This window comes from Enterococcus sp. AMC1251, from assembly GCF_058216535.1.
Window position 1 is genome coordinate 1,984,287 of the sequence record NZ_CM177098.1, and the last position, 17,880, is coordinate 2,002,166.

The 17,880-nt window shown below is 33.3% G+C and carries 18 protein-coding genes and 1 pseudogene; 3 read left to right on the forward strand and 16 right to left on the reverse strand.

What is annotated here, in order from left to right; all coding sequences use genetic code 11:
* Window positions 1–6 precede the first annotated feature (6 nt).
* From AC4BBR_RS09310 to AC4BBR_RS09330, 5 genes are all read right to left on the reverse strand, one after another.
* A complete protein-coding gene (locus AC4BBR_RS09310; protein WP_490459302.1) occupies window positions 7–1,086 on the reverse strand; it encodes a peptidoglycan DD-metalloendopeptidase family protein in 1,080 nt (359 codons plus the stop codon).
* On the reverse strand, window positions 1,070–1,666 hold the full coding sequence (locus AC4BBR_RS09315; protein ID WP_490459303.1) for a hypothetical protein: 597 nt from the start codon (window positions 1,664–1,666) through the stop codon (window positions 1,070–1,072). Before AC4BBR_RS09315 ends, AC4BBR_RS09310 begins: the two co-directional genes overlap by 17 nt.
* Before the next feature lie 111 nt (window positions 1,667–1,777).
* Complete coding sequence (locus AC4BBR_RS09320; RefSeq protein WP_490459304.1) at window positions 1,778–2,305, reverse strand: hypothetical protein; 528 nt, start codon at window positions 2,303–2,305, stop codon at window positions 1,778–1,780.
* Between the two features lie 46 nt (window positions 2,306–2,351).
* Window positions 2,352–3,161, reverse strand: coding sequence for a DUF5677 domain-containing protein (locus tag AC4BBR_RS09325; protein WP_490459305.1), 810 nt, complete (start codon window positions 3,159–3,161; stop codon window positions 2,352–2,354).
* 200 nt (window positions 3,162–3,361) lie between these two features.
* Complete coding sequence (locus tag AC4BBR_RS09330) at window positions 3,362–3,463, reverse strand: putative holin-like toxin (protein WP_490459306.1); 102 nt, start codon at window positions 3,461–3,463, stop codon at window positions 3,362–3,364.
* A gap of 261 nt (window positions 3,464–3,724) precedes the next feature.
* On the opposite strand from AC4BBR_RS09330, the gene AC4BBR_RS09335 reads away from it, so the two are divergent.
* Both AC4BBR_RS09335 and AC4BBR_RS09340 read left to right on the forward strand, forming a co-directional pair.
* Window positions 3,725–4,045 carry a DUF3784 domain-containing protein gene (locus AC4BBR_RS09335; RefSeq protein WP_490459307.1) on the forward strand — a complete coding sequence of 107 codons (321 nt, stop codon included), beginning with the start codon at window positions 3,725–3,727 and terminating at the stop codon, window positions 4,043–4,045.
* Window positions 4,046–4,306: 261 nt separating this feature from the next.
* On the forward strand, window positions 4,307–4,666 hold the full coding sequence (locus tag AC4BBR_RS09340) for a hypothetical protein (RefSeq protein ID WP_490459308.1): 360 nt from the start codon (window positions 4,307–4,309) through the stop codon (window positions 4,664–4,666).
* A 4-nt stretch (window positions 4,667–4,670) separates the two neighbouring features.
* Here the strand turns inward: AC4BBR_RS09340 and AC4BBR_RS09345 are convergent, their stop codons facing one another.
* The 5 genes from AC4BBR_RS09345 to AC4BBR_RS09365 are packed head-to-tail and all read right to left on the reverse strand — an operon-like array spanning window position 4,671 to window position 11,534.
* The gene (locus tag AC4BBR_RS09345) at window positions 4,671–6,587 is read right to left on the reverse strand and encodes a VirB4 family type IV secretion system protein (RefSeq protein ID WP_490459309.1); all 1,917 of its coding nucleotides are present in this window, start codon (window positions 6,585–6,587) and stop codon (window positions 4,671–4,673) included.
* Between the two features lie 12 nt (window positions 6,588–6,599).
* The gene (locus AC4BBR_RS09350) at window positions 6,600–7,178 is read right to left on the reverse strand and encodes a hypothetical protein (protein WP_490459310.1); all 579 of its coding nucleotides are present in this window, start codon (window positions 7,176–7,178) and stop codon (window positions 6,600–6,602) included.
* A 4-nt stretch (window positions 7,179–7,182) separates the two neighbouring features.
* Complete coding sequence (locus AC4BBR_RS09355; RefSeq protein WP_490459311.1) at window positions 7,183–7,464, reverse strand: DUF5592 family protein; 282 nt, start codon at window positions 7,462–7,464, stop codon at window positions 7,183–7,185.
* 10 nt (window positions 7,465–7,474) lie between these two features.
* Window positions 7,475–9,388 (reverse strand): pLS20_p028 family conjugation system transmembrane protein, encoded by a 1,914-nt coding sequence (locus AC4BBR_RS09360; protein WP_490459312.1) that lies wholly within the window; start codon window positions 9,386–9,388, stop codon window positions 7,475–7,477.
* Window positions 9,389–9,401: 13 nt separating this feature from the next.
* A complete protein-coding gene (locus AC4BBR_RS09365) occupies window positions 9,402–11,534 on the reverse strand; it encodes a VirD4-like conjugal transfer protein, CD1115 family (protein ID WP_490462098.1) in 2,133 nt (710 codons plus the stop codon).
* 190 nt (window positions 11,535–11,724) lie between these two features.
* On the opposite strand from AC4BBR_RS09365, the pseudogene AC4BBR_RS09370 reads away from it, so the two are divergent.
* Window positions 11,725–11,847: pseudogene (locus AC4BBR_RS09370) on the forward strand (glycine zipper domain-containing protein); the annotation flags it as partial.
* A 151-nt stretch (window positions 11,848–11,998) separates the two neighbouring features.
* On the opposite strand, the gene AC4BBR_RS09375 reads toward AC4BBR_RS09370, so the two are convergent.
* The 6 genes from AC4BBR_RS09375 to AC4BBR_RS09400 are packed head-to-tail and all read right to left on the reverse strand — an operon-like array spanning window position 11,999 to window position 17,803.
* Window positions 11,999–12,964 (reverse strand): hypothetical protein, encoded by a 966-nt coding sequence (locus tag AC4BBR_RS09375; RefSeq protein WP_490459313.1) that lies wholly within the window; start codon window positions 12,962–12,964, stop codon window positions 11,999–12,001.
* A 22-nt stretch (window positions 12,965–12,986) separates the two neighbouring features.
* A complete protein-coding gene (locus tag AC4BBR_RS09380) occupies window positions 12,987–13,214 on the reverse strand; it encodes a hypothetical protein (RefSeq protein ID WP_490459314.1) in 228 nt (75 codons plus the stop codon).
* Window positions 13,198–13,389 carry a hypothetical protein gene (locus tag AC4BBR_RS09385; RefSeq protein ID WP_490459315.1) on the reverse strand — a complete coding sequence of 64 codons (192 nt, stop codon included), beginning with the start codon at window positions 13,387–13,389 and terminating at the stop codon, window positions 13,198–13,200. The genes AC4BBR_RS09380 and AC4BBR_RS09385 overlap by 17 nt, the downstream gene beginning before the upstream one ends.
* Window positions 13,386–13,670: a hypothetical protein gene (locus tag AC4BBR_RS09390; RefSeq protein WP_490459316.1), complete on the reverse strand. Its 285-nt coding sequence runs from the start codon at window positions 13,668–13,670 to the stop codon at window positions 13,386–13,388. The genes AC4BBR_RS09385 and AC4BBR_RS09390 overlap by 4 nt, the downstream gene beginning before the upstream one ends.
* Window positions 13,671–13,685: 15 nt before the next feature.
* Complete coding sequence (locus AC4BBR_RS09395) at window positions 13,686–16,439, reverse strand: SpaA isopeptide-forming pilin-related protein (protein WP_490459317.1); 2,754 nt, start codon at window positions 16,437–16,439, stop codon at window positions 13,686–13,688.
* 59 nt (window positions 16,440–16,498) lie between these two features.
* Window positions 16,499–17,803: a hypothetical protein gene (locus AC4BBR_RS09400; protein ID WP_490459318.1), complete on the reverse strand. Its 1,305-nt coding sequence runs from the start codon at window positions 17,801–17,803 to the stop codon at window positions 16,499–16,501.
* Window positions 17,804–17,880: the final 77 nt, after the last annotated feature.

Here is a 17,880-nt window from a genome sequence, read left to right on the forward strand (position 1 = left end):
CCTCACTTACTGTAAACTTGGTATAAAACCAGTTGGATCAACATAGTCAGAGAATAATTCTCTTGTCACAGAAAAATGTAAATGCACACCTGTACTGTTCCCAGTCGTTCCCATAACACCAATTTGTTCACCTGCTTTTACTTGTCTTTCAACAGTCGTTTTTATCATTGCTAAGTGCCCATAAATGGTGTAATAACCATCATCATGTTGAATAGATACCACATTTCCAAAGCCACCTGAATCAAATTGAGCATAAACCACTTTGCCACTTTTCGCAGCCATGACAACATGATCACTATTGACCATATCAAACCCGTTATGAAATTGATTTGAGGGCCCTAGCTCTGTTGGGTTAGTCCTATAACCATAACCACTTGTTAAAACAATTGGTTTACTTATAGGAAGCTGGTAACCCCCTTTACCTTGCTCACTGCCACTACTAGTACCTGCTGTTTTATAGTCTCCTTTGCTATACATTTGATAGTATTTCATCACTCGATCCACATACCATTCAGCATGATTATAAGCATAAATAGCATCGTGTAATTTTTCCATTCCACCGTTTGCTTTCACATAATTAGCACAAGAATAAGCCGCATCTTCAATATCATATGGGTCAGCTTTTCCATCTTTATTAGCATCAACTCCATAACCACCATATTGAGCAATCTTTTTAGGGTTTATATAAATATTTTCTGGTGGATTCGCACCATAAGACCATCCTAACCATGTTTCTGGTAAGAATTGAAAATGTCCAATTGCGCCAGCTGAACTGACCATACTAGATGACGTAGAAAAATTAGTTTCCACTTTATGAAACGCTGCAATCAGCGTCCATGCAATTCCATATTCTTTTCCTGCTCTTTTGTATATTGGAATATATTTTGCCGGTATTTCTTTCTCGCCTAACGCACTTATTTCAATATCTACATCGTTAGCGTTTTGATTATTATCATCCATCATTGCGCCAACTAAAATAATGGTCACAAAAAAGATAATAGTGATGAGCAAGGTTGTACCAATAAATAGTGAAAAAATAATTTTCTTCATGCCTTTTTTCAGTAGTTTCTTACCTAGGCTTTTCATTTTCTATCTCCGTTAATTCATAATCATAAATGAGCCATTTTTCTTCCTTATCTTTTTGGAAAATAAAAACACAACGATATTTTTTCGTTGTGTCATCGTTTCCTATAGTCTCTTTTGTTTGCTCTAGTTCTTCTATTGTATTCGTTGATGAGGCTGTTCCTTGTTGAGCACTTGTTAATTCAAACGTAAAGCTAGCATGATAACTCTCATTCACTTGGTCAATGGTTTCCTCATAAATATTCCTAACATAAAACCCGTTTTGGCGTGGTTCTTTTTTAGCTTTTTCTACTAAACTTTCATGCATAAATGGTAAACTCTGCTCTAGAAAACTAGATTTATCATCAAAGAAGTTAGCAATAAATCCTTGTGATATCTGTCCAATCTCTTCTTGTGCTGAAAAGTTTTCTTCTATTTTTGTTTCTTCTTTTTCTTGCTCTTCCTTTGGTTTCATCTTAACCAATTCCTTTGGTATCTCCTGCCCAGTATTATTTTTTTTATCTGAAAAAAAATACATGCTTACAGCTAGAACAAAAACACTGACAATGGCCATATATAAATATTTTGTCTTCTTTAGTTTCATAAAATCGCTCTCCTATTCATAAAAAAATAGCCTCATATGAAATTCGCTTCCGTGAGACTACTTATCTAAAATATTCAATTTTTCAAAGTTACTTTTTATCGGATAACTATTTTATTGCCTTAAATTTTCATCTATCTTATTTCTTGTCGTTTCCAAAAGATTTTCATAGTATTTTATATCTTCTTCTCTCTTATCTGGATAATACAACTGATACCTAATTGCATTTGCTCTATCAGAATCAATGATATTTTTTAGCATTTTTTTATAGACTCTATTCTTGTCTGTATTTGATGAAATACTTGGAATTGAATGTACAAGATTAATTTCAAGTATCTCATTTTTCAATTCACTTTTTTTTAGAATTGACAGAATACAGCTACTAACTGAATAAGTCATAAATCCTTTTTTTTGATATCCCAAATCCACACGTACATGATTAAGATGAAATACAAGAGGGGATTTATTTAGTAAAGTGGCTTGTGATTCTAGTCGCTGATTCCATACTAACTCAACCATATTTACTAGTTTTTGAGGTCTAATTTTTTTATCTTTATAAAATAAATCAAAGATTATCTTTTCTTCTTTCATAGGAGTAACTTCAAACATATTGTTCATCTTCAAATAATAGTCAGTGACCACTTAAAATTCCCCCTATTCGATTCTTAGTCAATTCGCATTCTTTATATTAGCTTTTTTGTGTCCCATTATATTTTGATAATTTTTGTAGTTTCTCTAAAAATTCGACAATCATTTCTCCATAGTTAAACAAACTCGGACTTTTTTTAATTTTAAAATATTTTGCCAAGAAGGCTATATCTTTACCCAACAAATCTACATTCCAAATTGAGGAACCAATTAACATTTCTAGGAATTCATTTGGTATCTGTTGATCAAAATTTGAACTATCCAAATTTTCTTCTAACCTTTGTGGATGGAGCCAATTTGAAAGTTCATCATAATTGGAAAAATATTCTATACTTGTAAAAAATTCATCGCTTAGTTCTTTAGCTGTTTTATTGCTAGCATGTTCATACCATAATTTAAAAACAGATACATTGGAATTATCTTTAATTGATTGGATGTATTTGTCTTTAAATGTAGCTACAATTTCCCGCTCTTCTTCTGTAAATACCCCAGTGCCCTCATTAGCCAATAACTTATCCCATTTAATGGCACTTTCAAAGCCTTTTTTATTTAAATAAAATTCAATGTACTTCTTTTTATTTTCTGCAGTTGAATATGCATGGAAGGCAAGTTGTAATTCAAAAACCGTTCGTTGCAGAGGAAGAACTCCATCTGTAATTCCATTTTCCAAAAGAAAAAAAATAGTATTTAAGCGTAAATTAATATTTCCAACTATCAAGAACAAAAAAGTTGCCTCATCATCTAATTTTCCTGTCTCCTTCTCCCCAATTTTTCTGAGTTCCTTTAGATGCTGAATTGTCTCTTCAAAAATACGTGTATAGCTTGGAAAAACATTCTCTTCTAATTTCATTTTTCTACCTCAACTTTTCTATTTATCATGTCACTTAATTTTGATTCTATTTTTCTGTATTTTTCCATTCTTTTACTGTATAATGGTAGATGAAAAGAGAGATATGTGCAAACATAACTCTCTCCTGTAGAACCGTTTAAGACGGTAGCAGATTTTAATTATTTATGAAAATAACCGTTATCCTGCCAAAGATACGACGGTTATTTTTCTTTGTCTTTTAGCAAGGAGACAATTAAATGAATCAAATCAATGGTAAACATACCAAAGCTTAGAATCAGTTTAATTGCATCTAATGCTGACAAAAGGCTTTCTCCTTTCGTAGATTTCAGTACCTATCTCCATAAGCACCACCACCTCTCAGAAGTAGCCACCGTCATAACTTTTCTACATTGATTAGTATATCATACAAAATAATGTTTTTTGTTTTATTTTTTAATGCGGATAGTGTCGTAATACTTAATCATCCACTTTTATTTCACATTTGATCTTGTATAATAACCATCAATTCTTGATTTATTTCTGTATAAATCAAGAGTATAATTATCTTAAAGGAGTTGTTTGACATGGACTGGTCAATTATTATTTTTCTTTTCCCTTTTATCCTTATTTTTATTGTTTGCGGGATACAATTACTGCGTGGAAAATGGTTAATGCTCATCGCAGGCTATAATACTGCCACACAAGAAGAAAGAGAAACAATAAATGGAAAGTCGTTAGGAAAGCTTGTCGGGAGTGTCCTTATTATTTGCTCATTTCTAATGCTCATCTTAGCTTTTTTTCCAACACCTATCGTTATTAGTCTTTTCATTAGCCTAACAATTGTGATTGTCATTGCAAGCGTAGTCTACGCTACTACATCAAATAAATTTAAGAACGACAGCTAACCATGTAAATAATTATTGCATAAATTTCTAGGAGGAACTCACATGATCATTTTCTTATGCACACTTGGTATTATTTTTTCAATATACTTAATAAATATTTCTGTTAATGATACCGCTGTTAATTTAGCTCGAAAATCAAAAGTAATTGCTTATATTCTCGTAATCATCTTTCTATCACTCTTCCTCATTTCTCTTCTATCATAAAACTTGAATATAAACTAATAAAGTAGACAGTTTTATTATGGATAGGAGGTTTATGTCATGAAAAAAATCCAACAATTATTTAAAAATTTCCATGCTCAAAAGCCACTTAACAAGTTTTTTATTGTAATAGCAATCATCTTAGGACTGCTGCTATTTGCTATAAGAATGCATATGACGTCAAGTTTTTATCGTGGAAGTTTTTATATTTCTTCTGGTAAAAACCGAGGTAACGGAAGTCCTATCATGTTACTTTGTTGTTCTACATTGATAGTATGTTCCTATTTTGCGATGGTTCAAAATTTCAAATCAAATCGGACAAAATCTTTTTATCTAACTATCGTTTTCACAATCATCCCTATAGTAATTGGCGGCCTTGCATTCATTGATATCTTGAACTTCTATTTAAACTATCTTTAATTATTTATGCGCCACCTTTGAATAGTGATAGTTCTTCATCCGTTACTTGGAACGTCATATGCAAATTATCACTTCCTGAGATACTTAATATTCCTTGTGAGCCATTGACCTCTTTCCCTGTCTTAAATTGTGACATCAGACTATATTCTAATTCTGTAAAATTATCCTCAAAAATACCCTTCATAAATGGGATAGACGTCACATCTTGTTTTAAAATAATTTTGTATTGGGTTAGTCCAAAAATCTCTTTTAACTTGCTTGCAGCTTGAGCCATCTCTTTATCCGACACATTATCCACACGTGGAAACATCCGCTCAATTCTTTGTGTTGCTAGTGCAATTCCACCAAAAAACTTTCTTGCCTCAGACATTAAGGTCACAAAGAAATCTGTTGCATATGCTTTATTCATATTCAAAATGTTGTGACATTCATCTACGATAATCAGGAAACGGCGAATATCAATAAATTCTTTTTCTCCATTCTCCCACGCCTCTTTTTCTTCTTTGCCGATTCGCATAACATTTCCCATGATATTGTTTAATGCAATGTACATTTGGCAATCAAAAATTTCTTCTTTATATGATGAAAGTGTTGCAATATCAAAGAAAACAACTTGATTATCAGATAGTTCTTGAATGCTCGTTGTTCCATCAAAAATAGTGGCATACTGTTTCGTAAGTTCGCGAAAGGTAATTAAAATATCCTTGTATGTTTCATACAAGGACGAATCGATTGGAGCATCCATTTTAGTCTCTAAATAATCAATAAACTTCGATAAAGTGGGGTAAGCTTCATTGGGTAAGTCAGTAATATTTGCACTAACATCCCCCCATATCCCTTGATTGATGTAAAAATCCCACAGAAGGCTTTCAAAGGTCTTTAAATCCGTTTTTCTGGCATCTTTATTGAGGATGTGGTAAATCATACTCAAATTACTTAAATGCTGAGAAAACGACGCTTGGACATCAATTTCTGCAGTCTCTCCTTTCGTTACGGTTGGATAAACTTGTAACATATTAATGATGCCTTTACTACCATCTAGCGGAATTGAGAGTCCTCCAAATTCTTTGACCACCGTTGCAAATTCTCCCGATTTATCAAATCCTCTGATAAAATTTCCTTTACTTGCATTGTCCAAAAGAATTTTTTTTAGTGTTGTAGACTTACCCGAGCCCATATCACCTGTGATAAATAAATTGTAATATAGTCTGGCCGCGCTTTTATGGAACAAATCCCAATAGACAGTCCCACCTGTCCTTGTCACACCATAATAAAGACCAGATGGATCACTCAATGAGGTTTGGTTATGAGCAAAACCAAGCCCTAAAGCTTCAGCGGGTTTCTCTAATGGTTGTGGTTTATTTCTTAAATTCAGTTGTTCTTCTGCTGGTAGAAACATTGCTTGCCACTCTTCCAATTGTTCGTCCAAAAGAACAATTCCTTTATAACCTGAGCTGTTAATTTTAATAAGAACATCATTCGTTTTTTCTTCCAATGCATCAATTGTTTTTTCATTGAGATAAATACGAATATGAATTTGTTTAATTTTTTCTCCCTCATTCGTCATAGACATATTGAGCTCCCTCAACAATTGTTCTTCTTTATAAAAAATATCTGTTTCAGCCTGTGACTTGGCTGTGTGCTGACGAGCTTTCATTTCGTCCACACTTTCACTTACCTCTTTTTCATAAACAATGGAGGTGTCTGTCATATAATCAACCATCATCATTGAATTAGGTAACTCCGTTAAATCTAATAACCAGAACTCATTAAAGATAGTAGGCGTATCATAAATATGAACGCATGTACCATAACCATCTCCATAACGATTATAAAATTCATGGCGAGTAGACAGCCCACCAGCTGGTTGGGTATCGAGAACAAATTGGTCACTAACATTCAATTCGTTCGCCTTTTTCATTGTATACCTCACCTATTTAATTCCTCCTCTATTGTTCTGTAAGCTCAATACTTTTTTTATTGTTGCTTGATCTAACTGTTTTGGGTGATATAACTGGGTATGAAATTGAAATTTTTTTATATTGATATTTAGCTCAGATTCAGTTTTTCCATAGATTACTAGGTAGCTAGTATTTTTGTCAAAACCATTTTCAATAAATTTCAACTTATCCAACTCTAATCGTAGTCGGTTGAGTTGATAGCTACTCATAGCCTTTGCAATTTTATGTTCGAGATATTTTTGTTGCGCATAATTATTCTCTGGAAAATTCATATAAATTTCCTTAACTGAACTATTATATTGCTTTAAAAAATTCCAAAAGCCATTCGTTAATGTTGCGGTTTCATCCTCATCTAATAAATTCAAATCATATTTTTTCACTTCAAAAAACACCGCATAATAACGTTGATAGTCTGTTTCAATGATAACGTGATCTTTCATCGTTATCCCTTTAACTGGATAGATTTCAAGTAACCCAATTTTTCTTTTCTGTTTTGATTTTTTCTCGTGTGTTCGTTTTTCTTTGACGGCATCAAATTGTGTCCTTTCCATACTTTTACGCTCCTTTCGTGGAATAATTTTTACGACGTTTAAACATCACTTGCAATGTAACCTGATAATTCTTTTTCTTTGTAAAATCCTTAGATGGTGATAAAAAATAATAGGTGGCAATCGGGTAAAACAACATGTACGGAATCTGAAAATAGCTGAAAATGATCATCTTTGTCGCGAAACCAAAGAAACCACTCGCGAGTACAATTAAGACATCTTTCATTGATAATTTTTCATATTGGGCTTCCAGAACAATTTTGCGTGGTGTCTGGACAAATTTTCTCATTTACTCTCTCCTATTCTTTTTTTATCTGACGTAAACTTTGTGTAGTATTTTTACTGACATCATATGTTTTATAAGCTTTCCTAACTGGCGCACTGTGATAGACTTTATTCGCGATATTTGCATAAGCTCCTACAGCTTTATCTCCTAAAGTGTCTGAATCAGGTATTCGTGGTTGCATATCTTCCTGTAATTTGGTTTGAGCTGATTGCACATTTTTAGGGAATTGGTTTTGATTCATTTTAGGAAAAGATGATGGGCCTGTTTCTATCTTAGTAGATGGATTTAATAGACTTTGTAACGCTTTTTCAGATTGTGACTGCTTAGACGCTCTATCATAATTTGCTTGTCCTTGATTGATTGACTCACTTATTTTTTTAGTTTTATCATCACTTAACACATTTCTCATATCTGGATTAATTGATTGACTACCAGTCTTGTCATGATTCAGGTTGTTACTTGAACTCTTTTCTGTTTTTCCATTTTGTGGAGATACAGTATTAGCTTGAATTTTTGTCCCTTGAGGAGAATCCTTCTGATTAGATTGACTAGCCATTGGTTTATTTTCTGATTGACTAGGCCCCTTATTTTCTGTTGTAGTATTGCCAGTTGTATCCGTTGATGGGTTAGGGTTGGCCACAAAATTATCTATATCTTGTTGTGGGTTTTGATGAGAAGACTTAAATCCATCTAAAATTCCTTTACCTGCACTTCCAGCATACAAAGCGCCTTTACCCACGCCACGTGCCACATTTCCAGACGTTTTAGCTGTATTCTTCACAACATTTTTAGCACTACTTCCTATATTTTTTAACGCTGTTGTCCCTTGTGTAAATCCTAAAATCCCATGACTAATGCTAGATAAACCTGCATCAATACCAAATAGTTCTTGTATGATGTTAGGACCATCTATAGTTACCCAAGCTCCCGCAAAGGTCGCAATGATTCGCACAAAAAAATCAAGATTTTGAGCAGACAAATAGGCTGTCCATAAATCAAAAACCTTGATAAGTATCAATATTAAAAATAAAACAATATAGGTGTTTCTAATTTTCAAAAAGACCTGTTTGTTTCGTTGGTCATTGGCAAATTCCGTTAATGCAGTTGCTCGTGCAAAAATATTCAAAAATCCTAGTTCCATGATTAATTTCGCGGCCTTAAATAAGACAAAAAAATAGACTAGTGCTTTTGCAACTAGTTCCATTAGAATAAAAAATGGATGCCATGAATATCTAAAATAAGCTTCATCATCCCTTACAAAATAAGATTTTAAATTGACAGCCGTTTTTTTATTGTCTACGACATTTACTTTTTTTGATAAAATATCTTTGCCTTTTCCAGATAATGGTGAGTTATCAAAAAGCCAACCACCCGTATCAACTGCTTCTCCAATGTCCAAGAATTTCAAATCATCTTTTTCCTGAATCGTATTTTGTGGTTCAGCTTTTTTCCATCCAGTCTTATCAACTGCATACAAATCTGTAATGTTATGTTGAAATACAGGCAAACTCGCAGACTCATTGTTATTAAATTCTTGCGCTCCTCCCATTAAAAGTTGTGTTCCCGTTGACATAATATAAGGTAGTCCAACAAACAATGTGACGGCAATCATAAAATTTTGTAAATATTTTTTCCCTTCTGTCCTTCCTTTTACCATGATGTCATAGCCTAAATAGATCAAGGCAATCGTACCCAGCATAAAAATATAGGGTAGATAGGGCTCGATAAAATTTCTAACTTGCGAGCTATTGTAAAAGTCTAACAATCCATAAATTTTTGAGACACTCTGTGAGAGGATGTCAATAAAATTAGAGAGTGATCGTAAAATCCATAAACCAATACTTCTTAATATTGAGGTTACCCAGCTTGCTATATTCAAGTAGTCTGCAAACTGGATAAGATACTTTAAAATTTCGTCGTTTGACATAGCATACTCCTTCCTAACTAAATAATTTTTCAAATAGTTGATGCAAATTTTCTCTTGCAGGAATATTCAAAAATTGTCTAATTTCTTCTAATGTTTCCATTTCTTGAAAATACTCAAACTCTTTTTCATTCAATTCTTTTTGTAACAGTTTATTTAGAAAGTGATATTTATCTTGATCTTTGTCAATTAAAGTCTGTTGTGTCGCCACCTCATCAATATCATCAAGTGACTCTTCTGTTTCATAATTCAGATGAAATGGAATGGTTAATTCAGATAAATTAATGGGCAGATGCTTCAAAGTTAAGTCAAGTGCTGAAATAGACAAGTCGTTATGGAATCGATGCAGTAAGTATTCATATCGGTGTAACATATACAACTGGTTATCATGTCCTGCAAATATAGGATAGGGTTTGATCAATTGATTCCCTAAATCCCGACGCTTTTTCGTTCGATCTAAAATCCACTCTCCTGGTCTTAAATCTCGTAATTCATTTGTAGTAAACAACTCTCTTCCTTCTTCTCGCTCCCCATAAGATTTATCCATTGCTAGAGGATCACCATGCCGATCCCCCGTTACCACAGTTGCTTGCCCAAGCTTCTTACTAAAGTATTCTGCGTCATCCAACTCATCGCTCATGATGTAGATTTGATTGCCACAAGCGCCTGTAATCGCTTTGGCTAGCTCTTTGCCATACTTATCATCTAACTGTGCATAAGATTGAACGACTAAATGATAGATTAATCCTCGACCTAGGCCAACGTTCATTGCTCTAGCTAAGCCAGTGATTTCAGGAATATTGGCAACTTCTTCTAATAGATAATGAACTCTTCTAACAGTAGCGTTTTTATTAGATAACGTTGCTTTTTCTGATAATACTTCGTTTAACTGTGAAAGCAATGTCGCGATAATGGTGTAGTTTGCATCATTCCAGTCAGGATATACAATAAATAAAGCAATCGGTTTCTCTCCAAAGCCGATTGCTTCTAAATCTAAATCATTTTCAGCTGTCAATTTCGCGATAGCATCGTAGGTATAATTTTTCAGTTTTGCCATCGTGTTGGTGATAATTCCTGATCGCGTTACCCCTTGCGAAAATTTAATTGTCGCATATTGTTTTCTTGCTACAGACGAAAGAGGCAAATTTTCAAAGTATTTATCCAGTGCCGTAACCCCATTTTTATCTGGGTTCCCTCCTAGCTCTTCTAACATGGTGACTATCGCGTACATATTAACGTATTTGATTTTGTCTTGTTGCAGTGCTATCTCACAAACAGCTAATATCAGTGCATTGAGCAACGCGATTGACGCCTCTTGCCAAATGGGTTCCTTTGCATTAGCATTATGATAGAGGCTGAAAGAAAAGGCATTGGCATACATTTGAGCTTTACTAAAATCTTGATTAAAATAAGCTTTCCTAACCAATTCTAATGGATTATAACGAATCCCATTATTAGGCTCTACCAAATTTAAACAGAAAACATCAAAACCAAATTTTTCAAAATCAGCTTTAGTATTTTTTAACATATCTCCTTTTAAATCATTGACAATAACAGACTCTTTGATTTCAGCTCGCATAATCAAATCCAAAAAAGGATACGAGAACATCTCGGTTTTTCCTGATTGTGTAGCGCCTACAGTTAATGAATTTGTTTTATTGTCATCGATATAAACATATCGTTTCCCATCTTCTACGACACTTGCTACTGGAATTCCCGCATGTCCCTGATATTCCTGATCATCTAATGGTATCTTTTTATATTGTTGGTCTAGCTCTTCTTTCGTCGTAAATTTTTCTGTCCCCTTGGTCCCTAGATTAAGGTCTTTATAAGCATTCCACGTATCATACAGACGAAAAATAGTATGAATGCCTGCAAAAAGAAGTGTACAAAAAAAGACGATTCGCAATAACCACAATGGGAAAACATCCATTACTATGGTTGGTGTAAAAAAAGTAACCATCGAACCTTCAAATACACCTGTCACCTTAAACTCCTGTATTGCTTTTAAATATTTTGCTAGTACAGCTACTAAGTAAAATGCTCCTGTCACAATAAGTAAATCTAAACAGATCATGTAACAACCTTTGAGTACCAAAAACTGTTTACTAGCCAATATTTTCTTTACTTGTTTTTTTTCTTGATAGATAGGCATTCCTCCTTTTTAACTCATCTTTCACTATATTCTTTCAACTCTCGTTACTTTCTTTGATATTAATAAATTGCTACACCTTAGGTACCATATATTCTTATCTCCTTTTGTGATAGAATTATCTAATTAATCACAGAAAAAGAGGGATTACGATGAAAAAAAGAATCAAGTAAACGGGACTACTTTCGGCCTTATTTTTGGTGTCACCTTTGGTATCATTTTCAATAAACTGGCGCTTGGAATTGGTGTTGACCTTGCTATTGGTGCCGGTATGGACGTTGCTAGAAAAAAGAAGCGTAATCACAAATGATTATATTAGTCCGCTTTTATTTAAAGCGGTTTTTTATTGTCATAAAACTAACATGCTAAGCTAAAACGTGATGACACTTTGATCCCATCTCTTATTTTCTACCTATTAAAAATAAGAAACTCATTCAATTTTTTCAGGTAATACCTCCTATTTAGTAAGCATTAAACTGAATCAAATCATATTCTTTATTTAAATGATCCTTTAATCGATTGATAGTATCTAGGTTGTTATCTTTTAAATGAGCATCTATTGCTCCTAATAAAGACAATATCTCTTTAGCCCGCTCCACATCTTTTGTTAACTGTTTATTATCAACATTTGTAACTAATTCATTAACTGCGGTTAGGTTTTTTTCTTGAATAAAACGATATGTTTCGCGGATATAAAATTCATCAATCAAATAGGTTAGCTCTTTATTTTTCAACTTCTTATTTATTTTTTCAGCTTCATTCACTTTTGATAGCTTAATATAAGCCTTCGCTTTGAGTAATAAGTCCTTTTGGGATTCCTTATCTGATTGAATGATTGCTGTATAATCAGCATTATTAAATGCTTGTTGCAATGTCTGAGTCTCTGGAAAAAAGCTGAAATATAAAAATACGCTTACGAACAAAACAACTACACCAGAAAAAAGATAAATGATCCTTCTTTTACGTCCAAATAATTTAGAAAAAAGAGACGGTTTATTTACTGGTTGTTTTTCGGTACTAGAGATTAGCTCCTCTTTTCCCAGTTTTTCTTGTTTATCTCCAGCTACATAGGAGTTGACTTTTTCATTCTTGTCTTCCTCGTCTAGAAAAGGAACTCTGTGTATTTCGATAATCAATTTCTCTAAAAATTCATTTTTGTCTTGTTCCGGAATACCACTGAAAACATTGTCCAAAGTGTTTGTCACAAAAAGAATAAGTGACTGGAAAGTTCCATTCCCTAATTCCAGTTCATCTCGAAAAATGGTCTTTTCCTCTTCAACTAGAGATAATTCCACGGTTGAAATTTTTTCTTTATCTTGTAAATGATTGTCTAGATCAGTCAAAATTGCATCCGCTTGGTACAATGGTATGTCTCGTTCTTTTATCATCTTTCTTATTGAACGGTCAGCTTTAATTGTTAAATGCACCTCATGCACTCCTTTCTGAAACCTATAAAGTTTTCAAGTAGTTAATAATGATTTCTGCCGAAACACAAAGGATGACGCCGATTGCAATATATTTGATGTTATCTTTTGCTTCTTCGCGTTTTTGCGGATTTTTTTCCATGATTCCACGCGCTGCATTGACTAGCTGAAAAACCGCGAATCCTAATGTAAAAGCCTCTGCAAATTTTGTTAGTGCAGTTAGTGCTGCTATGATTTTATCTATTTTTCTCATCCTTTCCTGCATTCTTTAAGTAGAATTGAATGGTATTTTGTAAAAAGCTCATATTTTCTTCTATGACTTGTTGATATTGACTATCCAACCAATCGTCATAGTTCATTTTTTTTGCTTCTAATATTGTCGCAACAATATCTTTTTTCTTCTTTAGGTCATTTTTTGAAACGCTCAATTATTTCCTCTCCCTTCTTTTTCTTTCTGATGATCTAAAATACATTTTAGTTGATCTAACGTTAAGTTATACTTCTCTAATTGCAGTAGAAATTTCAAAATGAATGGTGTTGTTGTAATTTGTTTCTCTTTTAGACGCTCATATTTTTGCTGAGTGGCTGTTTTTTCCAAAGAAAAAAGGCGATCATATAATACTCGATCGCCTTTTGCTATAATTTTTAATTGCTTGCGCTTATTTTTTGTCCATAAACGAATCCATTCGTCTTCTCGTAATTGTCTCATTTTAACCAACACCCTTTATTTAGCTAATTTATTTTTCTTGTACATTTGATAGCCTGCTAGTCCAGAAGCAAAAACAACTAGCAATAAACCTGTTACTAAAATTAGTTTATTCCTCTGTTGTTCTCCCGTTTGGGGTAAAAAGCCCTTTTCTTTTAGTTTGGGATGTTCAGGTTCTGGTTCTTCAATTTGTGGTGTTTCTGGTATCTTTTTATTGGTCATTTCACATTTCACAATTTCATTATTTTCTTTAATTTCAAATGTCACTGGCGTTTCATCTAGTTCATATCCGTCAGGAGCATCAAATTCTTTAAAGCTATATTTCCCTGCAGGCAGAGCCTCAAATTTGAACAGTCCGTCTGGGTCTGTTCGACCTTCCACGACAACTTTACCTTCCTCATCTAAAATCTGAATGCCTGTTTTTGGCAATGGATCTGATGTAGCAATATCAATTTTGGATAATTCTACGGGGGCTTTTTTCAAGAGATTTTTTACTATGAACATTGGTTTAGAAGCTAATTCTGGTTTAGGTGATTCTTCTTCCTTATCTACAGGTTCAATTTCAACAGGAGTAAGAGAAGTTGAACTCTGTTTGACAACGGGTGAATCCGTTTCTTTTGCCTTAGAACCTTCCTTCTCAGAATTTTTTTCTTTTTGTGACAATTCTTTTCCTTTTTCATCATATGCAGTGATTCCCTCAATTGTGGAAACAATTTTTATCGGTTGTTCAGAGACAATGTACTTACTAGAAGATGCCTCTTTTTCTCGTAATAAAAATGTACCCACTGGAACATTCTCAAATGAGACAATGGAGTTTTCATCAGCTGAGACAGTCTGAATCACCTTCTCCTCTTCATCTTCTAATGTAAATGCTGCTCCTTCAGCATTTCCTGAAAAATCATAAGCGTACCCTTCATTTTCTTGAAAAATTGCCTTTTCGTTCTCCTTGATAAAAGAAAAATGATTAAAGTGTAACTTGTTAAGAATTGGTTTATCTTCTTCATTGAATAGATTAATTTTTATCACCTCGTCTATATTGTTACCATCAAAAGTAAATGAAAATTGACGATCATCTAAATCATGCAGTGATCCTGAATTTAATTCTTTTGCATAGTAGTTACCGACCTGCAGATTTAGTTGTGCCCGACCAACTCCTTCACTTGTTTTTATAACGCCCATAAGGCTATTGGCATCAACAGACAAGTTATCGTTAATTTTTATATTCTCAACATTATAGAGTCCAAACACTTTTTCCTCGGATGGAACATTTTCAATCATCGGTTCGTTTTCTTTCCATTCGTCAATTTTCTGCTCCTCTTTATGAATTAGCAACTCAACTTCTTGAAATTCATTTTCCACCTCTAAACTCGTAGAGACTAATTCAACAGTCTGACCTCCATAGGTGAATTCAAATGGTAATTCTGTCTCATCAATGATAAAACCAGAAGGGGCACTCTTCTCTACTGCAACATATTTTCCTAAAAAGAGCTTAGGCATATTATCTACTATACCGTCTTTGTTTGTCGTGACAGTTGCAACAATGTCTTCCTTACTGTGCCTTTTTGTACCGCCTACCATAATATCCTCAGCAGCTTTCAAATCAAATGTGACATTTTCTAAAGGAATTTGACCGTATTCAATTTGTTGAATAAATCCATATTCAGAATTAACAGACGTTAACTCTGTTGGTTGCTTCCCGAGTTTGTTTAATTTTAATTGTCCCATTTGGGGTTTATTATTCAACACAATTTCAATTGTTTTATTTGGCTCAATCACGACTTCCTGAGACAAGCCTTTATTGATGAAACCATCAGCTGCCTGCACTTCTGTAATTTTTACTTTTGTTCCTGCTTTGATGTCTTTTAACTCAGCTAAACCATCAGTTTTTGTAATAACCGTTTTAGTTTGATCCTTGTATTCAAATTTAATAGTCGTGTTCGCTAAAGGCTTCTTTGTGGTTTCATCGACTTTTTTTACTTTAATATGACCGTTCAAATTGACCTTAATATTCAAACCGAAACTACCTGCTGAGTTCAATTTGAACATTGCTAATCGTTGTTGTCCCTGTTTATGATAAACAAAAGTTGTTCCAACATCATTTTTATTAGCAATATCATACTGTAGTTTCCCTGTTTCTTTTGAATCTGCTGTTGCAGTTAACTTTAGGGTATTTCCTGATTTTTCAACTTTTAAATTAGCTGAATTATTGGCTAGAACTTTATATTTATCTAACACACCTTTTGTATCGTTTAATGTAATTGAATCACCAACATTCATCTCAATATTTTGACCATCAAAACTTGGTTTAATATTATGAGAATCAACTTGACTTAGTATTCTTTGCTTCTCTGCCTGATAGTTAGGGACTTGTGTCGTCAATAATTCATTTCCAAACGTTTCCCAAATAATGTGTTGAGTAATTGTGTAATTTAATGCATTTGGATTAAGTTGATATCCATAATAAGCAATCAATGCTAAACGATCTTTTTCTGGAATACTCAATTCACTTGGCTCAAAACCTGGACCTGGAGTCGTCAGTGGAATCCCATGTTCAACACAAAAAGCTGTTTTGCCATCTATAGTCATCATATTGGCTCCTTCCTCTGTCCAATGAGTACCATTTAACAACTTAGAATGCCACGTTGACACCCAATCTCCAATTTTATGAAATGATCCTTCTGCAGCTTTTACTTGACTCACGCTTGTGAAGAGCGGAAGCACCAATAATACAATCAGTAAACATCCATTAATAATTTTTTTAATCTTCTTCAAACATTTTCCTCCTTTTTTGATAAAAAAAGAATAGCTATTAGCTATTCAGATAACTTAGTCTATATGTCTTGTTCAAAATTGAGTTGACTATTATACTGCATATCTTTTCCATCTTCGTGTGTTATTTCTATTTGTTTCCCCACTCCATCCATGTACTTAATAGCTGCATAAAATTCCTCATAAGGCAATCCCATAAAAATCATGTCAGCCTTTTTACGTTCTTCTTTACTCATTTTTTTTATATTTAATACTAACTGATTCTCTACATCTGTAAGAATGTCACCTAATTCTTCATTCCTTGTGTAGGCAGTTTCCGTATCCTCAATAAATGAGATAGTTGATTGTAACTGACTTTCAAAGTATTCCTCCAATGCCCTGTTCTCTTCAATTGACATAGCACTGGCATCTATTTCCAAGTTCAAATTCATTTCATTGTATTTATTGGTCAAATAATCAATTTGTATCGGGTTCATTTTTTCAAGTATTGACCAAACTATTTCATTTGTTGCTTCATTATTGTTAAATCCTTCACTCAATCTCAGAAGATCTTTTTCTAATTTTTTTGCAAACTTAGTTAACTTAACATTTAAAACTAATTCAGAATAAATCTCTTCTAGTTTGTCAGTTGTTGTTAATGTATCACCTGAATACTTAAATAGAATTGAGTCACAAGGATTATCAACCACAAATGGGTAGCTTTCTCCTTTCCATTTATCTTCAAAGCTATCATATGTTAAAATTTCATAGGGCATATCTCTATCATCGTAAACATATACAAATGGTTCATTATTACGCTCAAATAAACTGTAAACTACATTAGCATATGAATAGGGTTCTTCATCTACGCCAAAATCTATCTTGTTCAGCTCCCTGCAAAGCTTCCGTTTTTCTGTACTATCAATTTTAGTGATTAGTCCGTGATCCTCGGCAAAATGAATAATCTCTAACACACTTGGAATGTGATTATAAGTTTTTTCAGCACGTTCATCTATTTCAAGTTTTACAAAATCAACACTTCTTATTTTCTCAGGCGAATAAATTTCTTCACTTAAATATAAGCCCTTCTCAAACAGTATTTCTGTCGCTTGGTGAATAGTAGCATTAAGCTTTTCTTCTGCTTTTAAACTTTCAATGTCTTGTTCAACCATTTTAATTTCAAAAAAGTTATCTTCCTGCTTTTCCAATACTCGTTTAATTTCTGCTTCAAGCTGTTTTAATTGGTTGTGTTGAAAAATTCGTCTAAAAAAATTATCATGTAGTTGATTCCATTTTTGATATAGTGCTCCTTCTTTTTCTACTAATGTGGCATATTCCTTAGTAAATTTTTTTATTTTTCCATCTAGTTCTTCTAAAGAAACATTCACTGTACACCTTCTTTCTTCTAAACTTTATTTCATTGACGTTTTTATCCTTTTGAAACAAAAAAAGAGCCAGATTTTTT

Bases quoted from the DNA above. Each gene is read 5' to 3' on its own strand.
- AC4BBR_RS09310 (WP_490459302.1), bottom strand. From the start codon at position 1,086: ATGAAAAGCCTAGGTAAGAAACTACTGAAAAAAGGCATGAAGAAAATT.
- AC4BBR_RS09315 (WP_490459303.1), bottom strand. From the start codon at position 1,666: ATGAAACTAAAGAAGACAAAATATTTATATATGGCCATTGTCAGTGTT.
- AC4BBR_RS09325 (WP_490459305.1), bottom strand. From the start codon at position 3,161: ATGAAATTAGAAGAGAATGTTTTTCCAAGCTATACACGTATTTTTGAA.
- AC4BBR_RS09335 (WP_490459307.1), top strand. From the start codon at position 3,725: ATGGACTGGTCAATTATTATTTTTCTTTTCCCTTTTATCCTTATTTTT.
- AC4BBR_RS09340 (WP_490459308.1), top strand. From the start codon at position 4,307: ATGAAAAAAATCCAACAATTATTTAAAAATTTCCATGCTCAAAAGCCA.
- AC4BBR_RS09345 (WP_490459309.1), bottom strand. From the start codon at position 6,587: ATGAAAAAGGCGAACGAATTGAATGTTAGTGACCAATTTGTTCTCGAT.
- AC4BBR_RS09350 (WP_490459310.1), bottom strand. From the start codon at position 7,178: ATGGAAAGGACACAATTTGATGCCGTCAAAGAAAAACGAACACACGAG.
- AC4BBR_RS09355 (WP_490459311.1), bottom strand. From the start codon at position 7,464: ATGAGAAAATTTGTCCAGACACCACGCAAAATTGTTCTGGAAGCCCAA.
- AC4BBR_RS09360 (WP_490459312.1), bottom strand. From the start codon at position 9,388: ATGTCAAACGACGAAATTTTAAAGTATCTTATCCAGTTTGCAGACTAC.
- AC4BBR_RS09380 (WP_490459314.1), bottom strand. From the start codon at position 13,214: ATGAGAAAAATAGATAAAATCATAGCAGCACTAACTGCACTAACAAAA.
- AC4BBR_RS09390 (WP_490459316.1), bottom strand. From the start codon at position 13,670: ATGAGACAATTACGAGAAGACGAATGGATTCGTTTATGGACAAAAAAT.